Genomic DNA, 21,324 nt, shown 5'->3' on the forward strand with positions numbered 1-21,324 from the left:
TCACGTCCTCTCTTCGTAGGTCTGCAGCGGCTCTTGCACGGCGCTCCCGGTGAACTGGTCACCGGGGCGGTAGTTCCGGAACGCGGGCCGGCTGAACGCCCACAGGATGGCCAGGGCGATCGCGCAGCCGGCCACGGGGAAGAACATGGTGACGCCGAAGCGCTCCACCCCCCAGCCCGTCGCGGCGACGGAGAGCGGGAAGGTGCCCGACATCGCCAGCAGGATGACGCTCATCACCCGGGCGAGCACGTGGCGCGGCGCCCATCGCTGCAGCATCGTCACGATGAGGGTCCCCGACCAGCCGTTGGCGACGGCGAACACGGTGATGCACACGACCGCGCCGGCCAGCCCGCCGGCGAACGGTACGGCCGCGACCGAGGCGCCCATGACCAGGGCGAGGACGGCCACCACGGCTCCCGGGCCCAGCCGCGGTGGCTCCCACCGGGCCATCAGGGCACCGACGATCATGCCCGCGCCGAGCCCGGCGAGGATGACGCCGTAGCCGCCGGCGCCGAAGCTGTCGTGGGCCAGCGTGGGCAGCGCCACCTCCGCCGCGCCCGCGTACACGAAGTTGCCTATCAGCGACGCCACGAGGACCACCTGGAGGAAGCGCCCGCGCAGCAGGACGCTGCGGAACGTGACGGCGCCCTCCTCGGCGGCCTCGTCCCGCGCCGCCGCGGCCCTCGGCACCCGGAGCGTGAGCAGGGCGGCGGCGGAGACGAGGTAGGACACCGCGTCCACGGCCAGGGCCGGGCCCGGGCCGATGCCGGAGACCAGGATCCCGCCCAGGGCCGGTCCGAGCAGCGTGCCGAGCTGGGTCGCGACCGAGGACATCGAGTTCCCGGCGGCCAGCTCCTTCTCCGGCAGGACGGCGGGGAGCAGCGCGAACGACGCGGGGACGAACAGCCCTCCGCAGAGCCCGAGCCCGGTGGCGATCAGCGCGAGCACCGCGAACGTGGGCGTGACGGTGGCGGCGACCACCGCGAGCGACAGGGTGAGGACGAACCGCACGACGTCGGTCGCGAGCATGACGGTGCGCGGGCCCAGGCGGTCGGCGAGGACTCCGCCGGCCGGGATCGCGATCGCCCGGCTGACGCCGTAACAGGCCAGGACGGCCCCGAGCGTCATGGGGCCGGCGTCGGAGGACAGGATCAGCCACGGCAGGGCGATGGCGAAGCACAGATCACCGATGCTGGAGGTGAACTGGCCGACGAGCAGCCAGCGGAATCCGCGCACCGCCATCGGCCCTGACACGAGAAACGCCTTGGCCGCGGCGACCGGCGTGTGGGTCACGGTATCTCCTCGCCCTGCTCGTGGGACGTGACGATGTCCCGGATGATCGCGGCGACCTGCGGCGGCGTGGGAAGGCCCAGCCCTGGGCGCATCCGGCCTCCGTCCAGCTCCCAGCACTCCGTCGTGACCGGGCCGGCGATGTGGTGGCCGTCCGCCTCCAGCTGGGCGACGTTGCGCTGGACGGCCGGCTTGCGCCACATCGCCGGGTTCATGCTGGGAAAGAAGATCACTTTGCCCTCGTACGCCAGGAGCGTCGCCGTCAACAGGCTCCCCGCGTACCCCTGGGCCACCTGGGCGAGCACGTGCGCGGTCGCCGGCAGCACGATGACGTGGTCCGCCCAGTCGGCCAGCCCCACGTGGCCGGGGTCGAAGTTGTCATCGCCGTCGCAGAACACGGCCTCGCTCACCAGGCGCACCGTGCGGACGGGCAGGAACCGCGTCGCGGTGGCCGTCATGACGACGTGGACCCGCAGGCCGGGCACCCAGCGCAGCGCCTGGAGGTAGCCGGGCAGGTTCACCACGTTCGCCGCGCCGCAGGCGCCGACGAGAAGCCGCCGCCCTCCGGGGGCCGACTCCACAGCCTCACCCCGCCTGTACGGGGCGCAGGCCGATGCGCTCGGCGGCCAGGTCCAGACGCCCTTGGACGTTGTGCTTGTAGCTGGGACACGGCGGGTTGCCCTCGTGCCAGGCCTTGGGGCAGGAGCCTCCGCACGTGGGCAGGAAGACGCAGTCGCGGCACCATGACCTGCCCTGCGCGATCTCGTCGTACCAGCCGTCGAACTCCCCGGCGGGGCGGAAGACGGGGAGGTCGTCCTGGCCGATGTGGCCGAGCGCCGCCGTCTCCTCCGTCCGCGGCACCAGCGGGTGGTCGGTGCACGAGAAGATCTTCCCGGTGCCGCTGATCAGCTCGGACGCGGCCTTGACCGCCGGGCAGGTGACGCGCTGCACCGTGTGCGGCAGGCGCGTGAACGGCAGGCCGAGCTCCTGCATGAGCCGCAGCCAGTCAAGCTCGCGCCGGGCGAAGTCCTTGGCGGCCAGCTCGATCGCCGAGACGTCGTTGCTCCACGGGCGCACCCGGTCGAGCGAGAAGTGCACGTTGGGCCGGGTGAAGCCGAGCTCGGCCATCAGCTCGATGAAGCGGGCGACGCCGTCCTGGTTGTGCACGTCGACGTTGGTCCTGAACTGGAAGACCACGTCCTGGTAGTCGGGGTGGTCGAGCGCCGCGCGGACGGTCCGGACGATCTTCCAGAAGGATCCCTTGCCGCTCTTCAGCGGGCGGTGGACGTCATGGATCTCGGGCGGCCCGTCCAGGGTGATGTAGAACCTGCCGACCCGGCACTCCTTGATCAGCACCTCGAGGTTCCGCTCGTTGAGCAGGTAGCCGTTGGTCACGATCTGCGAGCTGTACTCGACGCCTGCCTCGCCGGCGACCCGGACGAAATCCTTCGACAGGTCGCGGATGATCGCGTAGCCCATCATCGGCTCCGAGCCGAACCAGTCGACGCGCAGACGCCGGGTCGTGGCCAGCCGGGCGGCGCGCAGCACCCTGGCGCGTACGCGATCGCGGTGATCGGCGGTCAGCCCACCCCGCACGTGCTCCTGGCCGCAGTAGGTGCAGCCCATGTTGCAGTACGAGGTGGGCAGCAGGATGAAGTCGACCTGCGACCTGTCACGCGCCGCCGACCGGTCGCGCTCCAGGACCTCCGCCAGTTCGTCCTGCTCCGCGGGCACCACGACCTGCGCCTCCCGCAGTGTGGCCAGCATGCCCGGTGACATGACGTCGAGCCGTCCCGCGCGAAGAGCGTCGGCGACCTGTGGAATGACGAACAGCAGCCTGGCCGTTCGCGTCGCGTAAACGAGCCGGACCTGTATGCCGCTGTCGTCGGTGTACGTTCGATCGCTGACGACGAAATAGCGACCCGTTTTCTCCGTCACTGCTCTCCCCGCACGTCACGTCGATATCAGTCCGACCCGGCGAGCCCGACGGGCCGGACCGCACCGCCTGCTAGCAGATGGTGTTGTAGGTGTTGTTCTGGCCCGCTACCTCGGGCATCGCGGCATTGAGGCGTTCCTGAATGACGCCAACGACCCTCAATTCCTCGGGACTCAGCTCCTCGAAGACCATTCTCTGGGCCTCGGGAAGCCTGTCCAGGCCGGCCGCACGGAGCGCATCGCGGGGATCGCCGGGCATTTTCGGCTCCTTTCCGTCGGTAAAGGCTGTGTGCCGAGCCCGACCATATGCGGGGCCCGGACGGCAGTCCAGGGAGGGTTCTGGAATGGTTCTTAAGACCAACGGTGAATGGTTCTTAAGAACTCCCGCGGCGCGTTGGGGCCACTTGGCCGTTCTTAAAAACAAACGGGCTCCGACATCTTTGACATTTCAGGCGATGTCGTATGCTCCGACGTGACGGAGACTTCTGCGCGACGATCCCCGGAGGCCGGGATGCCCGTCTTCATTACCGAGCTGCCGGTCGTTCACCGGACCCGCCGCAGGGAAAGCAGCCTGCCTTATCTGCTCATCAATCCACCGTTGACCGACCCCACCGAGCCGTACCATTCCATTCCCTATCTGGTGGGCGCGGCGCGCGCGGCCGGATTCACCGGGGAGCGGTGCCTCGACGCGAACATAGAAGCGCTGAACCATCTCGCGCGGCCGGAGCAGGTCGGCGCTCTCCTGGACCGCGCGGAGCGGGCGCTCGCGCGCATCGAGTCGCTGCCCGGCCTCACCCGGCGGGACGAGCTCGCCTACCGGGCGGCGCTCACCGCCGGGAGCCTCACCGCGGACTCCGTACGCGCCGCGGTGGAGACCTTCAAGGCCGAGGAGTCCTTCTACCACTATCCGACCTACCGGCAGGCGGTCATGGTGATGAAGGCATGGCAGGAAGCGCTCACCCTCGACGGCGTCCCCGGCAGCATCAGCGACTTCGGCATCCGGCCCAGCGGCGCCGTCAACCTCTCCTCCCATCAGGACCTCTGCGACCCCGCGGTGATCGACAGGCTCACCGCGCCGTTCGACCCCTATCTCGACGGGCCCTTCGCCGACGTCCTGCGGGAACGCCGGTGGCGGGTCGTCGGGTTCTCGGTCAACTTCACCAACCAGCTTCCCCTCGCCCTCCGGATGGCGAGGCAGGTGCGGCGGGCCCTTCCTGACGCGGTCATCGTCTTCGGCGGGACCGAGGTCTGCGACGACGTGCGGCTCGCCCGCGAACCGAAGGACTACTGGCGGCTGTTCCACGATGCCGACATCATCGTTCCCGGCGAGGGCGAGTCGCCGTTCTGCGACATCCTGCGGGCCGTACACGATGGGCGGGGTTTCGACGGGATCCGCGGGATCCTGACCCACGGGGAGACCCCCGCGGTGCTCCCGATCACCTACGAGAACGTCGGCGAGCTGCCCACCCCCGCCTATGACGTGTGGAAGTGGGACGCGTACTGGGCACCCGAGCCCGTCGTTCTCTACAGCCCGACCCGCGGCTGCTACTGGAACAAGTGCACCTTCTGCGACTACGGGCTGAACCAGGACCGGCCGACCTCTCCGTCCCGCGAGCGCCCGGTGGAGAAGGTCCTCGACGACCTCCGCGCCATAACCGGCATCGGCAGGACCGTGTACTTCTCGGTGGACGCGATGTCGCCGCGATATCTGCGCGCGCTCTGCGAGGCGCTGGGCGAGTCCGCCACCCCCATACGGTGGAGCGCGGAGCTCCGCCTGGAGCGCACCTTCCCCAAGCGCGACATGGCCCGGCACCTCCGGAACGCCGGCTGCGTCGCCATCTCCTTCGGCTACGAGTCGGGGTCCCAGCGCGTGCTGGACCTGATCGACAAAGGAGTCCAGCTGGCCCAGGTGCCGGCCATCCTGGCCCATCTCAAGGAGCACCACATCGGCGTTCAGATGATGGGGTTCACCGGGTTCCCCACGGAACGACCGGACGAGGCGGAACGCACGTACGACTTCCTCCTCGACCACCAGGACCTGTGGTCGCTCGCCGCGATCGGCACCTTCTCCCTCACCCCCGGATCCATCGTGGCCAGGCGCCCCGACGCCTTCGGCGTCGAGGTGCTGCCCCTCCCGCCCACGCAGGACATCAGGCGCCACCTGCCGTGGCGGCAACGCCCCGACGGGTCCGGCAACTGGGTCGGCGGCGACGACCGGCGGATCGGTGAGGACCGGCGGGCCGCGCTCAGGCGCACGGCCGACGGCCGGCCGTTCGTCGGCGGGCTCGACACCGCGCACACCTTGCTCTACTTCGCGAAGTTCGGGGCCGCTTTGGTCCCCGGCGACCCGGGAGGCGAACCGCGGAGCCGGCTCACCCGCGTCGCGCTGCGCGAGATCCCCTTCGGGAACGTCGAGCAGTTCACGAACGTCGCCGAGCTGCGGGAGGCGTACTTCCTGCGGCTGCGCCAGGACGGAGTGACCAGCGCGGCGATGGACGCCTGGCTCGGCGAGCCGGGCAGGGCGCGGCCCGGCGCGGCGCACGCGGTGATCACACCGTCGGGCCTGATCTTCTCTCTCGGCGTCGAGGGCGGCCTGCCGCCCGCCGACCGGCTGGGAGAACTGCTCACCCTGACTACCCGAGCGCGAGGTGAAGCGTAGTGGAGCACAGCCTGCCGGCGCGCCGGCGACTGCGCGTGGCCCTGGTCAACATGCCGTGGTCCTGGACGTACATGCCCTCCATCCAGTGCGGGCTGCTGCAGTCGGTGGTGCGCAAGTCCGGGCACGACTGCGACGTGCTCTATCTCAACCTCGATCTGGCCGCCTGGCTCGGGGACGAGACCTATCAGCAGATCGTGCAGATCGACGACCAGGCCGGCCACTTCTGCCAGCTGGGCGAGTGGCTGTTCTCGTACGCGGCCTTCGGCGACATCCGTCCGGACCACGACTACTTCGCCGAGTACCCCGAGGTCCCCGAGGGATGGTCCGCGATGCGGAGCGAGGGCCCCGACCGCCTGATCGCCTACCGCCGGGACGACCTGCCCGCCTGGCTGGAGAGCGTCGTGCGGGGCGTGGACTGGGCCTCGTACGACGCCGTCGGGTTCTCCTCCACGTTCCTGCAGAACAACGCGTCGCTGGCGCTCGGACGGCTGCTGAAGACGCGCTTCCCCGACCTGCCGCTGATCTTCGGCGGCGCCAACTTCGACGGCGGGATGGGCGTCGCGTACGCGGAGAAGCTCTGGTGGCTGGACTACGTGGTCTCCGGCGAGGGCGACATCGCCCTGCCCGCGCTGCTCGACCAGCTGGCCGCCGGGACCGACGATCCGATCCCCGGCGTGCACCGGCGCGGGTCCGGCCGCCCCGACCCGGGCGAGGCCGCGCGCACCCGCGACCTCGACAGCCTCCCCGTGCCGGACTACGGCGACTACTTCGCCGGCCTCGCCCGCTACGACAGGGCCCAGGTCCTCGGCGGGGACGACGTCCGGCTGCACGTCGAGTTCTCGCGCGGCTGCTGGTGGGGCGCCAAGCACCACTGCACGTTCTGCGGCCTGAACAAGATGGGGATGGCCTACCGGTCCAAGAGCGGCCCGCGAGCCGTGGCCGAGCTGGAGCACCTGCTGTGCACGTACCCCACGGCCAGCGTGGACGCCACCGACAACATCCTCGACATGAAGTACCTGCACACGTTCTGCTCCGAGCTCGCCGAGCGGCGCTGGGACCTCGACCTGTTCTTCGAGGTCAAGGCCAACCTCAGCAGGGAGCAGCTGGCCCTCATGGCCCGGGCGGGGATCCGGCGGATCCAGCCCGGCATCGAGAGCCTCAGCACCCACCTGCTGGAACTCATGCGCAAGGGCTCGACCAAGCTCATCAACATCCGGCTGCTGAAGTGGGCACTCCACTACGGCATCGCCGTGCAGTGGCACCTGCTGGCGGGCTTCCCCGGGGAGTCGGACGCCGACTACGCCGAGCAGGCCGAGATCTCGCCCCTCCTGCACCACCTGCAGCCGCCGCGGACCCTGCACGGCATCTGGCTCGAACGCTTCAGCCCGTACTTCACGGACCCGGCGTCCTTCTCCATCTCCGGCGTGCGTCCGCAGCCGAGCTACGGTCACGTCTACCCGGCCGACCTGGACCACGCCAGGATCGCCTACTACTTCGACGGCGAGGTCGAGGGCACCGCCTCGCCCGAGGCGCACGGCCTGGTGAGCGCGGCGGTGGCCGAATGGCAGCGCGCCTGGTCACGCCGGGACCGGCCCACCCTGTTCTACCGGCGCCTGCCCGGCCGGCTGAGCATCATCGACACGCGGTCGGGACGGCCGCGCAAGGCCGTGCTCGAAGGGTGGCGCGGCGACGCGTACGAAGCCTGCGGCGACACCATCCGCAGCGGCAAGGGCGTCCACCAGCAGCTGCTGGACCGGGGACACGACCTGTCGCTGGAGACCGTGACGCGGTTCCTGGACGACTGCTGCCGGTCCGGCGTGATGGTCTCGGAGGAGGAGAAGTACCTGTCCCTGGCGCTGCCGCAGAACCCCCGATAGCCGGAGTGTTCCTAAGACCACCGCGGCGTTGTCACCGGATCGACACCCCGGTGTCTCGGGTGTGACCCGGTTGTCACCGAAATCGCAACGCCTCGTGCGACGTTGGCGAAGGACCCCGACGCCGAAGGAGGAACCCGCCGTGGTGTCCATCGCCAGGGTCGAGAAGATCAAGCTGGACCGGCTCGTGGTGGGCGCGCAGCAGGTGCGCACCCGCGACGTCGAGGAGGACCTCACCGAGCTGACCGACAACATCCGCGTCCACGGCCAGCTGGAACCCATCATCGTCGCGCCGCTCCCCGGCCGGGAGGGGCACTACGAGGTCCTGGCCGGCCAGCGGCGCTGGCTCGCCATGCGCGAGCTCGGCGCCCAGGACATCACAGCGGCGATCATCGCGGAGAAGCCGGACGACGACGTCGCGAGCGCTCTGTCGATCAGCGAGAACCTCGTGCGCCGCGACCTCAGCACGCTGGACCTGATCGACGCGTGCACGAACCTCTACCACAAGTACGGCTCCGTGAAGGCGGTCGCGGAGAAGTTCGGGCTGCCCTACGGCAGGGTCCGCCGGTACATCAAGTTCGACCGGCTCAGGCCGCCCCTGAAGGCCCTGGTGAGGAACGGCGAGATCGACCTCAAGACGGCGCTCAGGATCGAGGACCATCTCGGCGGCGAGAGCGTCGGCGAGGAGCGGCTCCGGCAGATCGCCGCCGACGTGGCCGGCATGTCCAACGCCCAGCAGGTCGACTACTTCCGCGCCCCGGAGGTCAGCGGCCAGCAACTGGCCGCGGCCCAGGGCAGGAGGCACCGCCCGGGGTCGGTGAAGCAGATCATCGTCACGCTGAGCATCGCCGACCTGGAGGCGCTGCGCGCGTGGGCCCGCGCCAAGAACCTCACGCAGGACCGCGCCGGCGCCCGCATCATCTCGTCGTTCCTGCGGGAGCTCGCCGCCCGAGGGCACCAGGCCTCGTGACCGCCGTTCAGGTGTTCCTGCGGATGATCTCAGGTGTGGGCGGCGCCTCCTGCGTGTCGATCCGCCGCCTCTCCTCGGCGCCGATCAGCCCCAGGTCGTGGAGGATCGCTCCGGAGGTGCGCCGGCACTCCCGCGCCCGCTCGGGCCGGCCGAGGTCGTCGTAACAGCGGCTCAGACCCCACCAGTGCTCCGCCTCGTCGTAGGTGCCGGACCGCTCGGCGTCGCCGTCGGCCCGCAGCGCCTCCTCGTACAGCACGAGCGCCTGCTCCGGCTGGCCCCGCAGCCGCTGCGCCTCGGCCAGATTGCCCAGCAGGCTGCCCAGCCCGAAGGAACTGTCCGTCTCGCGGAGAATGGCGATGGCCTCGCCGTGCGCCCGGATCGCCTCGTCGAAGTGGCCGGCCTTCTGATAGGTGAGCCCCAGGTTGCTCAGCGTGATCCCCTGGTTGAACCGGTCGCCCTGCCGGCGGTCGAGCGCCAGGGCCTGCTGGTAATAACGGATGGACTCGTCGAACCGGCCGAGCACGCCGTACGCGCCGGCCAGCCGGTCCAGCTGGGAGGACTCTCCCCGCAGGTGCCCGAGCCCGCGGTAGGCCTCCAAGGACTCCGTCAGGTGCGCGATCGCCTCGTCCGGCTGCCCCAGCTGCGACTGCACGTCGCCCAGGTCGCCGTGGGCCAGCGCGTGGTGGAGCGGATCACCGGTCCGCGCAGCGGCCTCCAGCGCGAGTTCGGTCAGCGCCAGCTGCTCCTTCCAGCGTCGCTGGTAGCCCAGCGGCAGGTACGCGGCCGCGGCCAGCCCCACCGCCAGCGACGCGCCGTCGCCGTCCAGCTCCTCGACGGCGTTGCGCAGGACCAGCGGCAAGGTCGTCGCCTCCTCCGCGACCCACGCCTGGGTCTGCTGCCAGTCGTCCAGCGGCATGCCCTGCCGGCGGACGTCCCGCGGGCCGATCTCCGTGCGCCAGGCGGCGTCGGGGTTGGCGCGCACGCACGCGGTGCGCGCCGTCGCCAGATACCAGTGCAGGACCCGGCGCAAGGCGTCGGCCCGGTCGCGAGGGGTCTCCTCCTCCTGGGCGCGGTCGAAGGCGAACTGCCGGAGCAGGTCGTGCAGGCGGTAGCGGCCGGGGGCGTGGTTCTCGACCATGTGCAGGTCGACGAGGTCGTCAAGGAGGTCCTCGGTCCGCCGTTCCGTCATCCCGCCCAGGGCCGCGGCGACGCCGACGCCGACGTCGGGATTGGCGAGCAGGCTCAGCAGCCGGAACAGCCTGGCCTGCTCGGTGTCGAGCTCCTTGAAGCCGACCGCGAAGCTCGCCTGGATCGTACGGTCGCCCGCGCGCAGCTCCGCCAGCCGGTCCCGGTCCGTCGCGAGCCGGTCCGCCAGCGTGCGGACGATCCAGGTGGGGCGGGCGTTGAGCCGGGCCGCGGCGATGCACACCGCCAGGGGCAGGTGGCCGCAGAGCCGGACGACGGCCTCCACCGCAGCCATGTCGGCCCGTGCCCGCTCGTGGCCGATGAGGCGGGTGAACAGGGACACGCAGTCGGGCTCGGACGGCAGGTCCAGCCGCAGATGGGTGGCGCCGTCGAGCTCCATGAGCACCTTGCGGCTGGTCAGCAGCACGGCGCTGGAGCCGCCGCCGGGGAACAGGCCGCGCACCTGGGCGGCGTCGAGCGCGTTGTCCAGCACGATCAGCAGCCGTTTGCCGGCCGTCAGCGACCGCAGCTGCCCCGCGCCCTCCTCGGCCTCGACGGAGACCGACTGGTCGTCCATGCCGAGCGAGCGCAGCAACCGGCCCAGCGCGGCGGCCGGCGCGAGCGGTCTGGCGTTGGGGGTGGAACCGAGCAGGTTGATGTAGAGCTGGCCGTCGGGATACCGCTCCGCGATGCGATGGGCGACGTGGATGGCCAGGGCCGACTTGCCGACGCCGCTCGCCCCGGAGATCGACGCGATGACCGTGCCGCCGCGGCCGGGCGCGGTCAGCGCCTCGCACAGGCGTCCGACCTCGCGCGTGCGGCCGGTGAACGTCGCCACGTCCATCGGCAGCTCGGCGGCGACGCGCCGGGCCGCCGTCGCCGCGCGATCCGGCGTCCGCGGCTCGTGACCCGCCGCCTCGTGACCCGCCGCCTCGTGACCCGACGCCTCGTGGCTCGCCCGCTCGTGGCTCGCCGCGTCGTGGCCGGCACGCTCGTGGCCCGCCGGCTCGCGCTCGTGGGCCGGAGGAGGGTCGCCGAGCAGCAGCGCGTGGGCGGCCCTCAGCTCGCTGGACGGGTCCACTCCCAGCTCGTCCGCGATGGTCCGCCGCACCTTCTCGAAGTGGCGCAGGCCCTCCGCCCGGCGTCCGCTCCCGCCGAGAAGCCTGATGAAGCGCGCCTGGAGCGGCTCGTCGTACGGCGCGGCGGCCGCCACGTCCCGCACGTACGGCAGGACCGCCTCCGGCCTCCCCAGCTCCAGCGCCAGATCGGCGGCCTTCGACGCGCAGGCCACCCGCGCGCGCTCCAGCCGCTGGACGGCGGGATGCTCGCGCAGCCGGCCGGGCGCTCCCTCCAGCACGGCTCCTCGCCACTCGCCCAGCGCCCCCACGATCGACTCCAGCCCGCCGTCGCTGTCGGGACCGCGCGCGGCGAGCCGACACCGTCGCAGGAACCGCTCCGCGTCCACCTGGCCGGGCGCCACCTGGAGGACGTATCCGGTCCCGGTGTGCTTGACGGCCTGCGCCAGCCCCGCCTCCTCGCGCAGCCACCATCTGAGCCGCGAGACCGTGGTCCGCAGGGTACGCACATCGTGGGGGGCGGCCTCCCAGACATGGTGCACAAGCCGTTCCTCGACGACCGGCGTGCCCGCGGCCAGCAGTAACACGGCCAGCAGGCGGCGCACGTACTGGCCGGGGAGCGGGACCTCCCGATCCGCCTTCAGGATCTGCAGCGGTCCGAGGACGCGGAAGTCGAGTGTGGGTTCGCCGTGATCGAGAAGCATCCGATCTCCAGCCACACGCCTTCACCACAATCCAGAGCCTTCGTCATCCGTCCGGCGGCGCCGGTGGTCACCTCCAGTGTGTAATCGATGACCGTTCCTGCCAACGCTCCGGTGGAGCCACGGACACCCCAGAGCCCTCGGCGGTCCCCCTACCCGCCGTCCCGGATCCCGTCACCGGTCCGCCGCACGGCGGGCGGAGGCCACCCGGTGTCGACGACGGCCGCGCCGATGTCCACCGCCATGGCCCGGCTTCCGGCCAGGAGGCCGCCGTCCACGGGCAGGTCGATCCCGTTGATCCACGACGCGCGGTCGCCCGCCAGGAAGGCGACCGCTTCGGCGACGTCGTCCACGGTGCCGACCCGTCCCATCGGGTACCACGGGACCGCCCTGTCCAGAGCGTCCGGATCGGTCGCGAGCCGCTCCTCCCAGATCGGGGTGGCGATCGTGCCGGGTGACACCGAGTTGACGCGCACGCCGTACGGGCCGTACTGCACGGCCAGGCCCCGGGTGAGGTTGAGCAGCCCGGCTTTCGCCGCGCTGTAGGTGTCGTTGCCGAAGTACCGGTGCCCGTTGACGGAGGCCACGTTGACCACGGCTCCGCGCCCGGCCTCACGCATGCCCGGCAGAACCGCCTGGCACAGGCGGATCGCCCCGCCGAGGACGACGTCCACGTCGGCGGACCAGACCGGCTCGGGCACGGATTCGAAGTCCAGGTTGCTGCACACGGCGGCGTTGTTGACGAGGATGTCGAGGGGGCCGTGGCGCGAGGTGACGGAGCCGATCGCCGTCCGGACGGACTGCTCGGAGCGCACGTCGAGGTGAACGGCTTCGGCGCCCTCGATCCCGTCCGCGACCACGCGCGCCGCGTCGAGGTCGGTGTCGGTGACGATCACCATGGCGCCGCCGGCGTGGAGGACCCGCGCGATCGCCGCGCCGATCCCTCCGCCCGCGCCGGTGATCAGCGCGCGGCGCGGCGAGGCCGCGTCCCGGGGTTGACGTGACATGGATTCCCCTCTCCCGGCGGCGGCTCAGCCTTTGAGCGCGCCGGCCGTCAGGCCCTTGGTGATCTGCTTCTGAAGGACGGCGAAGCCCAGCAGGACGGGGGTGACCGTGATCACCATCCCGGCGAAGAGCGTGGCCCAGTTGGTGCCGTAGTCGGCGGCCTGGCCCAGCTGGAACAGCCCGAGCGGCAGGGGCATCTTCTCCGGCGAGTGGATGAGCAGCAAGGCGTAGAAGAATTCGTTCCAGTTCTGCAGGAAGCTGATGATGGCGACCGACGCCAGCCCGGGGCCCATGAGGGGGAGGATCACCGAGACGAACGTGCGGGTCGGACCGGCCCCGTCGATCGCCGCCGCCTCCTCCAGCTCGTACGGCAGGGTCTTCATGAAGCCGACCAGGACGAAGACGTTGAACGGCAGGTTGTAGGTCGCGTAGACGAGGATGAGCCCGGCCTGGCTGTCGACGAGGCCGAGATCCTGCATGATGAGGTAGAGCGGCGCGAAGGTGACCATCCACGGGATCATCAGTCCGAGCAGAAACACGCTGAGCACCACACCGCTGAACCTGAAGGCGATCCGGGCCAGGGGATAGGCGGCGAACACGGCCAGCACCACGCCGATCAGGGTCGAGACGACGCTGATGATCACACTGTTGCCGAAGAACAGGCCGATGTCGGCGCGGTCCCAGGCGTTGGCGTAGTTGTCCCAGTGCCAGGACTCGGCGATCTGCCATGGAGGCGAGGAGATGAACTCGCTGTTGGTCTTCATGGACACGTTGAAGACCCAGGCGTAGGCGCTGACCGAGGAGAACGCGACCACGCCGAGCAGCAGGTAGAAGAAGAGGTGGTGCGGGCGGAAGGGCGCGCGGGGACGAGGCGGGGCGGCCGCGCGCCGCCGGGTGCGGGCGGGCGCCGGGGGAGGGGCCGCGTGGCCTGGGGGCCCGGGATGTTCGGCCAGGTCAGTACTGAAGGTCATCGCGCTTCATCACCTTGTTGAGGAGCTTGGCCACCGTCAGCATGACGAGCACGAGGACGACTCCGATGGCCGCGGCATAGCCGAAGTCGGCCCGATCGAAGGCGACGCGGTACATCAGGGTGCCGACGGTGTCGGTCGAGCCGAAGGGGCCGCCTGCGGTCATGATGTAGACGAAGGCGAAGGTCTGCAGGCTCTGGACCACCCACAGGATGGCGAGCATGCGCAGGAGGTCGCGCATCATCGGCAGCATGATGCTCCGGAACACCCGCCACTCGCCCGCGCCGTCTATGCGGGCGGCCTGCAGGACATCGGCGGGAAGGCGTTCGAAGCCCGCGCAGAGGAGCACGATCCAGATGCCGATGCCGTGCCACACGGACACGAAGGTCACGGCGGCCAGCGCGGTCGCGGGGTCGCCGAGCCAGGTCTTGGCCAGGGCGCCTAGCCCCATGGACTTCAGCGCGGGATTGATCAGCCCGAGAGTGGGGTGGTACAGGAACTTCCACATCAGCGAGACCACGGCGACCGACAGGACGACGGGGGCGAACACCACGAACCTGAAGAAGCGTTCGCCGTGGATCCGCTGTGACAGGGCCCAGGCGATCGCCATGGCGGGCGGGAACAGCATGCAGCTGCCGATGAGGGTCATGAGGAAGGTGTTCTTGAGCGAGTTGAAGAAGGCGGGATCTCCTGCCAGCAGGCGATACTGCTCGATCCCGACGAACCGCATCATTCCCGTGCGCGAGAACTCGTTCAACGACAGGTCCACCGTCTTGACCAGCGGATAGATGAAGAAGATCCCCAGCAGCGCGAGCGCGGGCATGAGGAAGGGGATGATGATGCGTCGCTGTGCTGCCTTGTGCATGTGGCCTCCCGGGTTCTTGCGCCGCCACGGGACTCCGGCGCGGGTGAGGAGCCCCGTGGCGTGGGCGGAGGGGGTTCAGTTGCCGTGGACCCGGCGGAGTCCCGCGTCGAGGTTGTCGAGGGTCTGCTGGGCGTCCTGCTTGCCGAACAGGAGTTTGGCGATCTCGGGGTAGACGATGTCCTTGGCCTTGGATTCCAGCAGGCCGTAGTAGCTCGCCTGGAGCCGGTCGGCCTTGGTCACGATGTCGGAGATGCCGGGCAGGCCGGGAGGGCTCGGCACTCCGTTGACCGCGGAGACCTCGCCGATCTCCTTGGCCCTGCGGGTCTGGGTCTCCGCGCTGGTGACGCGGTGGATCCACTCCAGCGAGAGCGGGATGTTCTCGCTCGCAGCGGACACCGACATCAACTGGGCGGTGGCGAGCATGCTCGCCTCGTCGCCGGTCCCGCCGGGCACGGTCGGGAACGGCAGGACGCCCAGCTCGAAGTCCTCGGGTATCACGTCGGCCATCTCGCTGACGAGCCAGCTGCCCATGAGGATCATGCCGGCCTTGCCCTGGAAGAACTGGGCCTGGGCCGCGGTGAAGTCGGTGCCCTCGAACCCTTGGAGGAAGGACTTCCTGTCACGGAGGTCCTGGAGCAGCTGCAGGCCCTTGAGGAACCCCGGGTCGTCGGTGATGTGCCCCTTGCCCTCGGTGAGGACGCCGTGCGCCTTGTCGTACCCGACGGTGCGCAACCAGAGATTGTCGCTCCACATGCCCATGTAGGGCTCGAACAGCCCGGTGACCGCGATCGGGTCCACCCCGGCGGCCTTGAGCCGGTCGGCGGCCGTGGTGAGGTCGTCCCAGGTGGCGGGCGGGGTGATGCCGTTCTTCTTGAACAGCGCCGCGTTGTAGAACAGCACCTGCAGGGACAGCTCGGAGGGAACGCCGTAGATCTTCTTGGTCGCCGGATGCTCCATGAACTGCCTGACCGCGGGGCTGAACTGGTCCAGCCACGGCTTGCCGGTGTCCGTGTCGACCTGGTCCAGGTAGGGCTTGAGGTCGAGCAGGGCGCCCTCGTCGGCCCAGTCGAGCAGTGCCGGGTTGGTGCCGTCGAACATCGTGTAGTCGACGTCGAGCGCGTCGCCCGCGCGCCACCTCTGCTCCAGGGCCGGACGGGCCTTGGTGTTGGCGAAGGTCATCTTCAGGTCGGCGCCCGCGTAGTCCTTCTCGATGCCGGCGGCGACGTCCTCCAGGAACGTCAGCGACGGGGTCCCGACGGCGGGAAGCACGCCGACCTCGATCGGCCCGCCCTTGATGTCCTGCTGCCAGGTCTTGGCGTCGGGCGCCTTCGCGGCGGGCCGTCCGGCGCCGCCTCCGCCGCACGCGGTCAGCGCCAGGCCGGGAACCAGGACCAATCCGGCCACTAACTTGAGTGCAACCTTCACCGCGGACCTCCATCCTCAGTGCTGTCGGGTTCGGGGGCCGCCTGGGCAGATGTCCGTCCCATGGCTCGGTCCCGCCCTGACAGGTCGGGCAGGAGGTCGGCGAACTCCTCGAGGAAGACCTCGATGCGGCGGAGCTCCTCGGCGTCGAGCACGTGGGCGGGCTTGCGGCAGTAGGGGCTGTCGATGAGGCCCCGGCGGAACGAGATCTGCTTCTCGGCGGCGATGATGAGCTCGGTGTCGAGCATCCAGTACGAGATGTAGGGCAGCAGCCGCCGGTGCAGGTCCTCACCGCCGGCCTCGTCGCCCGAGGTGAGCCGGCGCCAGATCTCGACGTAGATCTCGGTGAAGGAGCATCCGGGCTGGCTGCCGACCGCGCCGCGCCGCCAGGCGTCGGGCAGTTGCACGCCGGCGTAGCCTTCGAGGGCGGTCACCGGCGGGTCGAGGGCGGCCAGCTCGCCGATGAGCCGCCCGGGCGGGCTGGACTCCACCTTGATCAGCCGGAGGTTCGGGTGGGCGCGCACCAGGTCGGCGATGGTGGCGGCGTCGAGGCTGGTTCCCGTCTCGGTGGGGGCGTACTGCAGGACCACCGGGGTCGGCGCGACCGCGCTCAGCACCGCCGTCACATGCTCGACCTGGGCGCGGCGCGGGGGGTTGAGAAAGTGCGGCGCCAAGAGGTTGATCAGGTCAGCCCCGGCGGCCACGACCTCCAGTGCCCTGGCCACGGCCATGCGGGTGGTGTGGTCCTGCACCGCGACGATCGCCGCGACATCGTCGCGGTGGGCGGTGCGCCGCAGGAGGATCCCGGTCAGCTCGCGGCGTTCCTCCTCGGTGAGCTTGTAGAACTCCGAGGCGAAGCCGGGGAACATCACGCTCGTCACGCCCGTGCCTAGGACGTGGTCGACGACACGGCCGAATCCCTCCTGGTCGACGTCTCCGGCGTCGGTGAACGGGACCTCCAGAACGGGCGAGATCCCCCGTACCAGGTCCGAGGCGTCCCCGTAGGCGCCGGCCAGGGGACCCGCCGCGGGAGAGGTACCGGTGCGAATGTGCATTCGCGCTCCTTATTTTCGAAATGCTGAAGATATTTTCTGCAACATGGGCGTCAGGTGCCGAGGTCTGTTCGCGGCAAGAGGCTTGCCGGGGATCGTCAGTGGAGAGCGGGATCCAGCAGGCGCAGGATCGTGCCGCCGAGCACATCGCGCCGGGCGTCGTCGTCGACCGGCCAGTCCAGCACGCGGCGCAGCTCGGAGGAGGGGACGGTGTAGGGCGCGTCCGTGGAGAAGACCAGCCGCGAGGGGCCGATCTGCGGATCCCGGCCCAGCTCGACCAGGACGGTGTCCCACGGTGCGTAGCTGGTGTCGCCGTAGAGGTTCGGCGCGTGGCGAAGGGCCGGCGCCGCGTCGATCCAGAAGTCGGTGGCGCCGCTGCGGCCCATCACGAACGGCGTCCCCGGCCAGCGCCTCGCCAGGGCGGCCAGGGGCAGCGGCAGCGCACTCGGGGGAGTGCCGGTCCGGACGTAGACGGGCCAGCCCGCATCGGCCGCGAAGTCCAGCAGCGGGTCGAGGAGCCCGTCGAGCAGGTCGAAGCCCTGCAGCACGCTGTCGACGTTGAGGGCGCGCGCGCCGGCGTCCCTGGCACGTTCGAGCTCGTCCAGGGCCGCCCGTCCGCGCCACGGATTGGCGACCGCGTACGGGATGAGCCGCCCCTCTGACGCGGCCGCCGCCGCGGCGACATGCTCGTTGCCGGCCCGGTTGTCGTAGGCGATGCAGCGTTCGTCCGGCGCCACCAGCGCCACGTCGATGCCCAGCGCATCCATGGTCGCGAGCAGCTGATCGGCTTCGAGCGCGACCTCGCGTCCCCGCCCCAGCCGCACGTGCGCGTCAACGATCAACGGGTTCTCCCACGGTCAGGCCGAGTGCGGAGAGCGCGTCGGCGTGAATGATCTGCTCGATGAGTTCCGACGGCACGCGCGGCAGCGCCGTACCCTCAAGGATCGTGTTGACGCCCCGCAGGCCCGCCATCGCCTCGCCGGTGTTGGCGATCGGGAAGTCCGAGCCGAGCAGCAGCTTGTGCGTGCACCCCCACTCGACGGCGGCGAGCAGCGACTCGTAGCAGACCCACGGCCGCAGGTAGATGGAGGAGACGTCGGCGTAGACGTGGGGGTGCTTGCGGATCGTCGCCACGGTCTCCTTGCCCCAGGGGTGGCCCATGTGGGCCATGACGATGCGCAGCTCGGGGAAGCTCAGCGCCACCTCGTCGGTCACCAGCGGGTAGGTGTAGCGCAGCGGCGCCGCGCGGATCGGCGATGCCCCCTGATGGAAGAGGATGGGCAGCGCGTTCCGCTCGCAGTAGGCGTAGAAGGCCCGCGCGGGCGCCCCGAGCGGGTCGAAGTTCTGGTAGTTGGGGCCGAGCTTGACGCCGACGAGCCCCAACTCACGACATCGCTCGGCCTCCTCGAAGCAGTCCGGCGCGGTGGGATCCACCGACATGAACCCGATGCGGCGGGCCGGATCGTTCGCCACGAACTCCGCGGTCGCGTCGTTGGTCCGTTCCGGGTCGTGAGGGATGCCGGTCGTGCCGGCCGGGTCGGCCACCGCGATGTTGAAGACGATCGCCACGTCCGCGTCGGACATGGCGCTGTCGAAGTCGGCCCAGGTGTTCGTGGTGACCACGGCACGGTCGGTGCGCCAGGAGGTGAAGGCGCGCGCCTCCCCGTCCGGCACCGCGTCACGGTGGGTGGGCGTGTGGGCGTGCACATCGACGATCATCGGAATTCCCTCATCAGGTCTGCTCGCGGCCGGACGCCCAGTCCGGGCGAGTCACCGAGTTTGACGCGACGGCCGTCACTGTCCAGCGGCTCGTCGAGGATGTCTTCGGCGTAGTAGTGCGCGCCGATGATGTCGGAGGGGAACTCCACCGACAGCGCCGGCAGCGCGCAGGCGACGTGGAGCTGCGCGGCGGCGCCGATCCCCAGCTCGCCGTTGGAGCCGAGGAGCGTGTCGATGCCGAAGGCCGCGGCGAGCTGCCCCATCGCCACGGCACGTCCCGGGCCGCCGCTCTTGCCGACGTAGAGGCTGACGCAGTCGGCGGCCTCCGCCCGTACGAGCGCGGTCAGGTCGGCCTGGCCGAAGACGGACTCGTCGGCGACCACCGGCAGGCCGAGGGCGCGCAGTTGCCGCATGCCCGCCAGATCGGCCGGCGCGACCGGTTGCTCGACGAACGCGACGCCCCGCTCGGCGAGAGCGGGGATCGCCCGGGCGGCCTGGCTGCGCGTCCACCCTCCGTTGGCGTCGGCCCCGAGGAAGGCCGCCGGGCCCGCGAGCTCGCGGGCCCGGGTGACGCGGGCGAGGTCGCCCTCGACGCCGAGCCCGACCTTGACCTTGTACGCGCGGAACCCGGCCGCCGTCGCGGCCCGGAAGACGGTGTCCAGCGCCGCCCCGTCGCCGGACAGGGAGAGCTTGATCGGGATCTCGTCGCGGTACGGGCCGCCGAGCGCCGCGGCGAGCGGGACGTCCAGGGTCCTGGCGAACGCGTCCCACAGCGCGATGGACACGCCCGCCTTGGTGAACGGGTTGCCCGCGAGGAGGTGGTCCATCAGGAGCTCCAGCCCGCCGACGGGCATGAGCGGCCGGCCGACCAGGGCGGGGCCGAGGATCTCGCGGATGAAATGGGCGGCGCTGACGCCGTCCTCGCCGCTCCACAGGGGCGTCGCGCTGACCTCGCCGTACCCCTCGACCCCGGTGCTGGTCACCACGCGGACCAGCAGGAAGTGCGAACGGGCGTGGGTCCCCTTGGCCCCGGTGACGACGAGGTCAGGATGCGCCTCCAGGCTGATCGCCGCGGTGTGGATCGCGGCGATGGTCGGCCTCACCGCCCCGCCGCCAGCAGGGCGCGGGGGTTGTCGACCAGCATCGCCCGGCGCTGCTCGTCGCTGATTCCCCATCCGTCGATCTCGGCCACCCGGGCCACCGCGTAATCCTGGCTCTTGCGGTCCGACAGGCCGGCGTCGGTGCCGAACAGGACCTTGTGGGAGGGCGCCCGGGAGAGGATCTCGCGGGCCGCGTAGGGCGGCGTGCCGCATATGCAGATGTAGAGGTTCGGGGTCTCGATGGTCGCGGCGAGCGCCTCACGCCAGGTGTCGTGGAGGCCGCCGTGCCCCAGGACCACCGGGAGCGAGGGGTGGCGGCGGGCCAGGGCCGCGATCTGGCCGCCCGTGGAGTACGGCGGTGTCCCGTCATGGCTGAGCAGGATGCCGCCGCTCTGGGCGAGGACCTCGCAGATCGGGTCGAGCGCGAGCTCGTGCATGCTGAAACCCTGCAGCCACGGATGCAGCTTGAGACCGCGCAGTCCGAGCCGGTTGAGCATCCGGTCGACCTCCGCGGGGGCGTCCGCGCGGCGCGGGTGCACGGTCCCGAAACCTATGAGGCGCCGCGGATACCGCCCGACGAACGCGGCGAGGTCGTCGTTGGCCTCGGGGGTGGCGTCGAAGAGGCCGTCGTGGCTGAGGACCAGGGCCTGCTCGATGCCGGCCGAGTCCATGAAGGCGACGAACTCGTCCGCGCCGAAGGGGACGCCTCCCAGCCAGCTCGCGGTACGCCACGCGGGGGTGTGGGTGTGGAAGTCGATCACAGCATGCTCGCAAGCTCCACCAGGCGGTCCGCCGCCCGGCCGACGACGTCCTTGAGCCGGCGCTCGCCGTCCGCGCTTCCGGCCAGCTCGGGACGGTCGGTGAAACCGTCGATCCGGCGCCACACGGCGGCGGAGTGCAGGTCCACTCCCGGGACGGACGGGACCTCCGGCACCTCGGCCCTGGGCTCGCGCCGGCCGACGAGTTCCGGCCGCAGGGCCATGACCATCGAGGTCTCGAACTCCCCGGCGTGTCCCGGCACGGGCGGCTCGCCCTCGGTGCCGGCGAGCCGCCAGTAGTCCAGGTGGGCGACGGCCAGGTCGAACCGGGTCGAGCCCGCGGCGGCCGCCGCGTGGCAGACGCCGATGTTGCCGCCGTGCCCGTTGAGCAGGACCACCCGCCGGCCGCCCTGTGCCGCGATCGAGCGGAGCAGGTCGCAGATCACCGCGAGCAGGGTCTCCGGTGACAGGGAGAGCGTTCCGCCGTACGGCAGGTGGTGGTCGGACGCTCCCCAGGCGATCGTGGGGGCGACGATCAGCGGCCTGACGCTGCGCCCGGCCGCCGCCGTCGCGGCGCCGCCGGCGACCGCGCCGGCGATCAGGGCGTCCGTCGAGGTCGGCAGGTGCGGGCCATGCTGCTCGGTCGCACCGACGGGGATGATGACGACGGCCTCGGCCAGGTGCCGTCTCAGCTGGTCGCGATCCGTTTCGGACCAGCGCAGAGTTACCGACCCCATCCAACATC

The 21,324-nt window shown here is 70.9% G+C and carries 18 protein-coding genes; 3 read left to right on the top strand and 15 right to left on the bottom strand.

The features are described 5' to 3' along the window. The 4 genes from FH608_RS18590 to FH608_RS18605 all read right to left on the bottom strand — a co-directional run bounded on the left by FH608_RS18590 (position 1) and on the right by FH608_RS18605 (position 3,484). On the bottom strand, positions 1-1,293 hold the full coding sequence (locus FH608_RS18590; RefSeq protein ID WP_139631787.1) for an MFS transporter: 1,293 nt from the start codon (positions 1,291-1,293) through the stop codon (positions 1-3). Next, positions 1,290-1,871, bottom strand: a complete 582-nt coding sequence (locus FH608_RS18595; protein WP_139631788.1) for a flavoprotein — start codon at positions 1,869-1,871, stop codon at positions 1,290-1,292. Before FH608_RS18595 ends, FH608_RS18590 begins: the two co-directional genes overlap by 4 nt. 4 nt (positions 1,872-1,875) lie before the next feature. Next, positions 1,876-3,228, bottom strand: a complete 1,353-nt coding sequence (locus FH608_RS18600; protein ID WP_139631789.1) for a radical SAM/SPASM domain-containing protein — start codon at positions 3,226-3,228, stop codon at positions 1,876-1,878. A gap of 70 nt (positions 3,229-3,298) precedes the next feature. Continuing rightward, positions 3,299-3,484, bottom strand: a complete 186-nt coding sequence (locus FH608_RS18605; RefSeq protein WP_139631790.1) for an aroma-sacti cluster domain-containing protein — start codon at positions 3,482-3,484, stop codon at positions 3,299-3,301. A 339-nt stretch (positions 3,485-3,823) separates the two neighbouring features. On the opposite strand from FH608_RS18605, the gene FH608_RS18610 reads away from it, so the two are divergent. From FH608_RS18610 to FH608_RS18620, 3 genes are all read left to right on the top strand, one after another. Beyond that, positions 3,824-5,884 (top strand): B12-binding domain-containing radical SAM protein, encoded by a 2,061-nt coding sequence (locus FH608_RS18610; RefSeq protein ID WP_193318493.1) that lies wholly within the window; start codon positions 3,824-3,826, stop codon positions 5,882-5,884. After that, positions 5,884-7,761 (top strand): RiPP maturation radical SAM C-methyltransferase, encoded by a 1,878-nt coding sequence (locus FH608_RS18615; RefSeq protein ID WP_139631793.1) that lies wholly within the window; start codon positions 5,884-5,886, stop codon positions 7,759-7,761. Before FH608_RS18610 ends, FH608_RS18615 begins: the two co-directional genes overlap by 1 nt. Before the next feature lie 142 nt (positions 7,762-7,903). Continuing rightward, positions 7,904-8,728, top strand: a complete 825-nt coding sequence (locus FH608_RS18620; RefSeq protein ID WP_193318494.1) for a ParB/RepB/Spo0J family partition protein — start codon at positions 7,904-7,906, stop codon at positions 8,726-8,728. Between the two features lie 7 nt (positions 8,729-8,735). Here FH608_RS18620 and FH608_RS18625 read toward each other — a convergent pair whose 3' ends face one another. The 11 genes from FH608_RS18625 to FH608_RS18675 all read right to left on the bottom strand — a co-directional run bounded on the left by FH608_RS18625 (position 8,736) and on the right by FH608_RS18675 (position 21,316). After that, the gene (locus FH608_RS18625) at positions 8,736-11,693 is read right to left on the bottom strand and encodes an AfsR/SARP family transcriptional regulator (RefSeq protein WP_139631796.1); all 2,958 of its coding nucleotides are present in this window, start codon (positions 11,691-11,693) and stop codon (positions 8,736-8,738) included. Positions 11,694-11,842: 149 nt separating this feature from the next. Next, the gene (locus FH608_RS18630; protein WP_139631798.1) at positions 11,843-12,697 is read right to left on the bottom strand and encodes an SDR family NAD(P)-dependent oxidoreductase; all 855 of its coding nucleotides are present in this window, start codon (positions 12,695-12,697) and stop codon (positions 11,843-11,845) included. A gap of 24 nt (positions 12,698-12,721) precedes the next feature. After that, entirely contained in the window at positions 12,722-13,666 is a 945-nt protein-coding gene (locus FH608_RS18635; RefSeq protein WP_139631800.1) for a carbohydrate ABC transporter permease, read from the bottom strand. Next, on the bottom strand, positions 13,650-14,528 hold the full coding sequence (locus FH608_RS18640; RefSeq protein WP_139631802.1) for a carbohydrate ABC transporter permease: 879 nt from the start codon (positions 14,526-14,528) through the stop codon (positions 13,650-13,652). The genes FH608_RS18635 and FH608_RS18640 overlap by 17 nt, the downstream gene beginning before the upstream one ends. Positions 14,529-14,603: 75 nt before the next feature. Next, positions 14,604-15,953: an ABC transporter substrate-binding protein gene (locus FH608_RS18645; RefSeq protein WP_139631804.1), complete on the bottom strand. Its 1,350-nt coding sequence runs from the start codon at positions 15,951-15,953 to the stop codon at positions 14,604-14,606. Then, on the bottom strand, positions 15,950-17,005 hold the full coding sequence (locus tag FH608_RS18650) for a dihydrodipicolinate synthase family protein (RefSeq protein WP_139631806.1): 1,056 nt from the start codon (positions 17,003-17,005) through the stop codon (positions 15,950-15,952). The genes FH608_RS18645 and FH608_RS18650 overlap by 4 nt, the downstream gene beginning before the upstream one ends. Positions 17,006-17,100: 95 nt before the next feature. Continuing rightward, positions 17,101-17,844 (bottom strand): amidohydrolase family protein, encoded by a 744-nt coding sequence (locus FH608_RS18655; RefSeq protein WP_226899665.1) that lies wholly within the window; start codon positions 17,842-17,844, stop codon positions 17,101-17,103. Further along, complete coding sequence (locus FH608_RS18660) at positions 17,834-18,721, bottom strand: amidohydrolase family protein (protein WP_139631807.1); 888 nt, start codon at positions 18,719-18,721, stop codon at positions 17,834-17,836. Before FH608_RS18660 ends, FH608_RS18655 begins: the two co-directional genes overlap by 11 nt. After that, positions 18,718-19,824, bottom strand: a complete 1,107-nt coding sequence (locus FH608_RS18665; RefSeq protein ID WP_226899666.1) for a mandelate racemase/muconate lactonizing enzyme family protein — start codon at positions 19,822-19,824, stop codon at positions 18,718-18,720. The genes FH608_RS18660 and FH608_RS18665 overlap by 4 nt, the downstream gene beginning before the upstream one ends. Next, complete coding sequence (locus FH608_RS18670; protein WP_139631809.1) at positions 19,821-20,582, bottom strand: amidohydrolase family protein; 762 nt, start codon at positions 20,580-20,582, stop codon at positions 19,821-19,823. Before FH608_RS18670 ends, FH608_RS18665 begins: the two co-directional genes overlap by 4 nt. Then, positions 20,579-21,316 (bottom strand): creatininase family protein, encoded by a 738-nt coding sequence (locus FH608_RS18675; RefSeq protein WP_139631810.1) that lies wholly within the window; start codon positions 21,314-21,316, stop codon positions 20,579-20,581. The genes FH608_RS18670 and FH608_RS18675 overlap by 4 nt, the downstream gene beginning before the upstream one ends. Positions 21,317-21,324 lie beyond the last annotated feature (8 nt).

Source organism: Nonomuraea phyllanthi (genome assembly GCF_006334985.2).
GTDB classification, from domain to species: Bacteria; Actinomycetota; Actinomycetes; order Streptosporangiales; family Streptosporangiaceae; genus Nonomuraea; species Nonomuraea phyllanthi.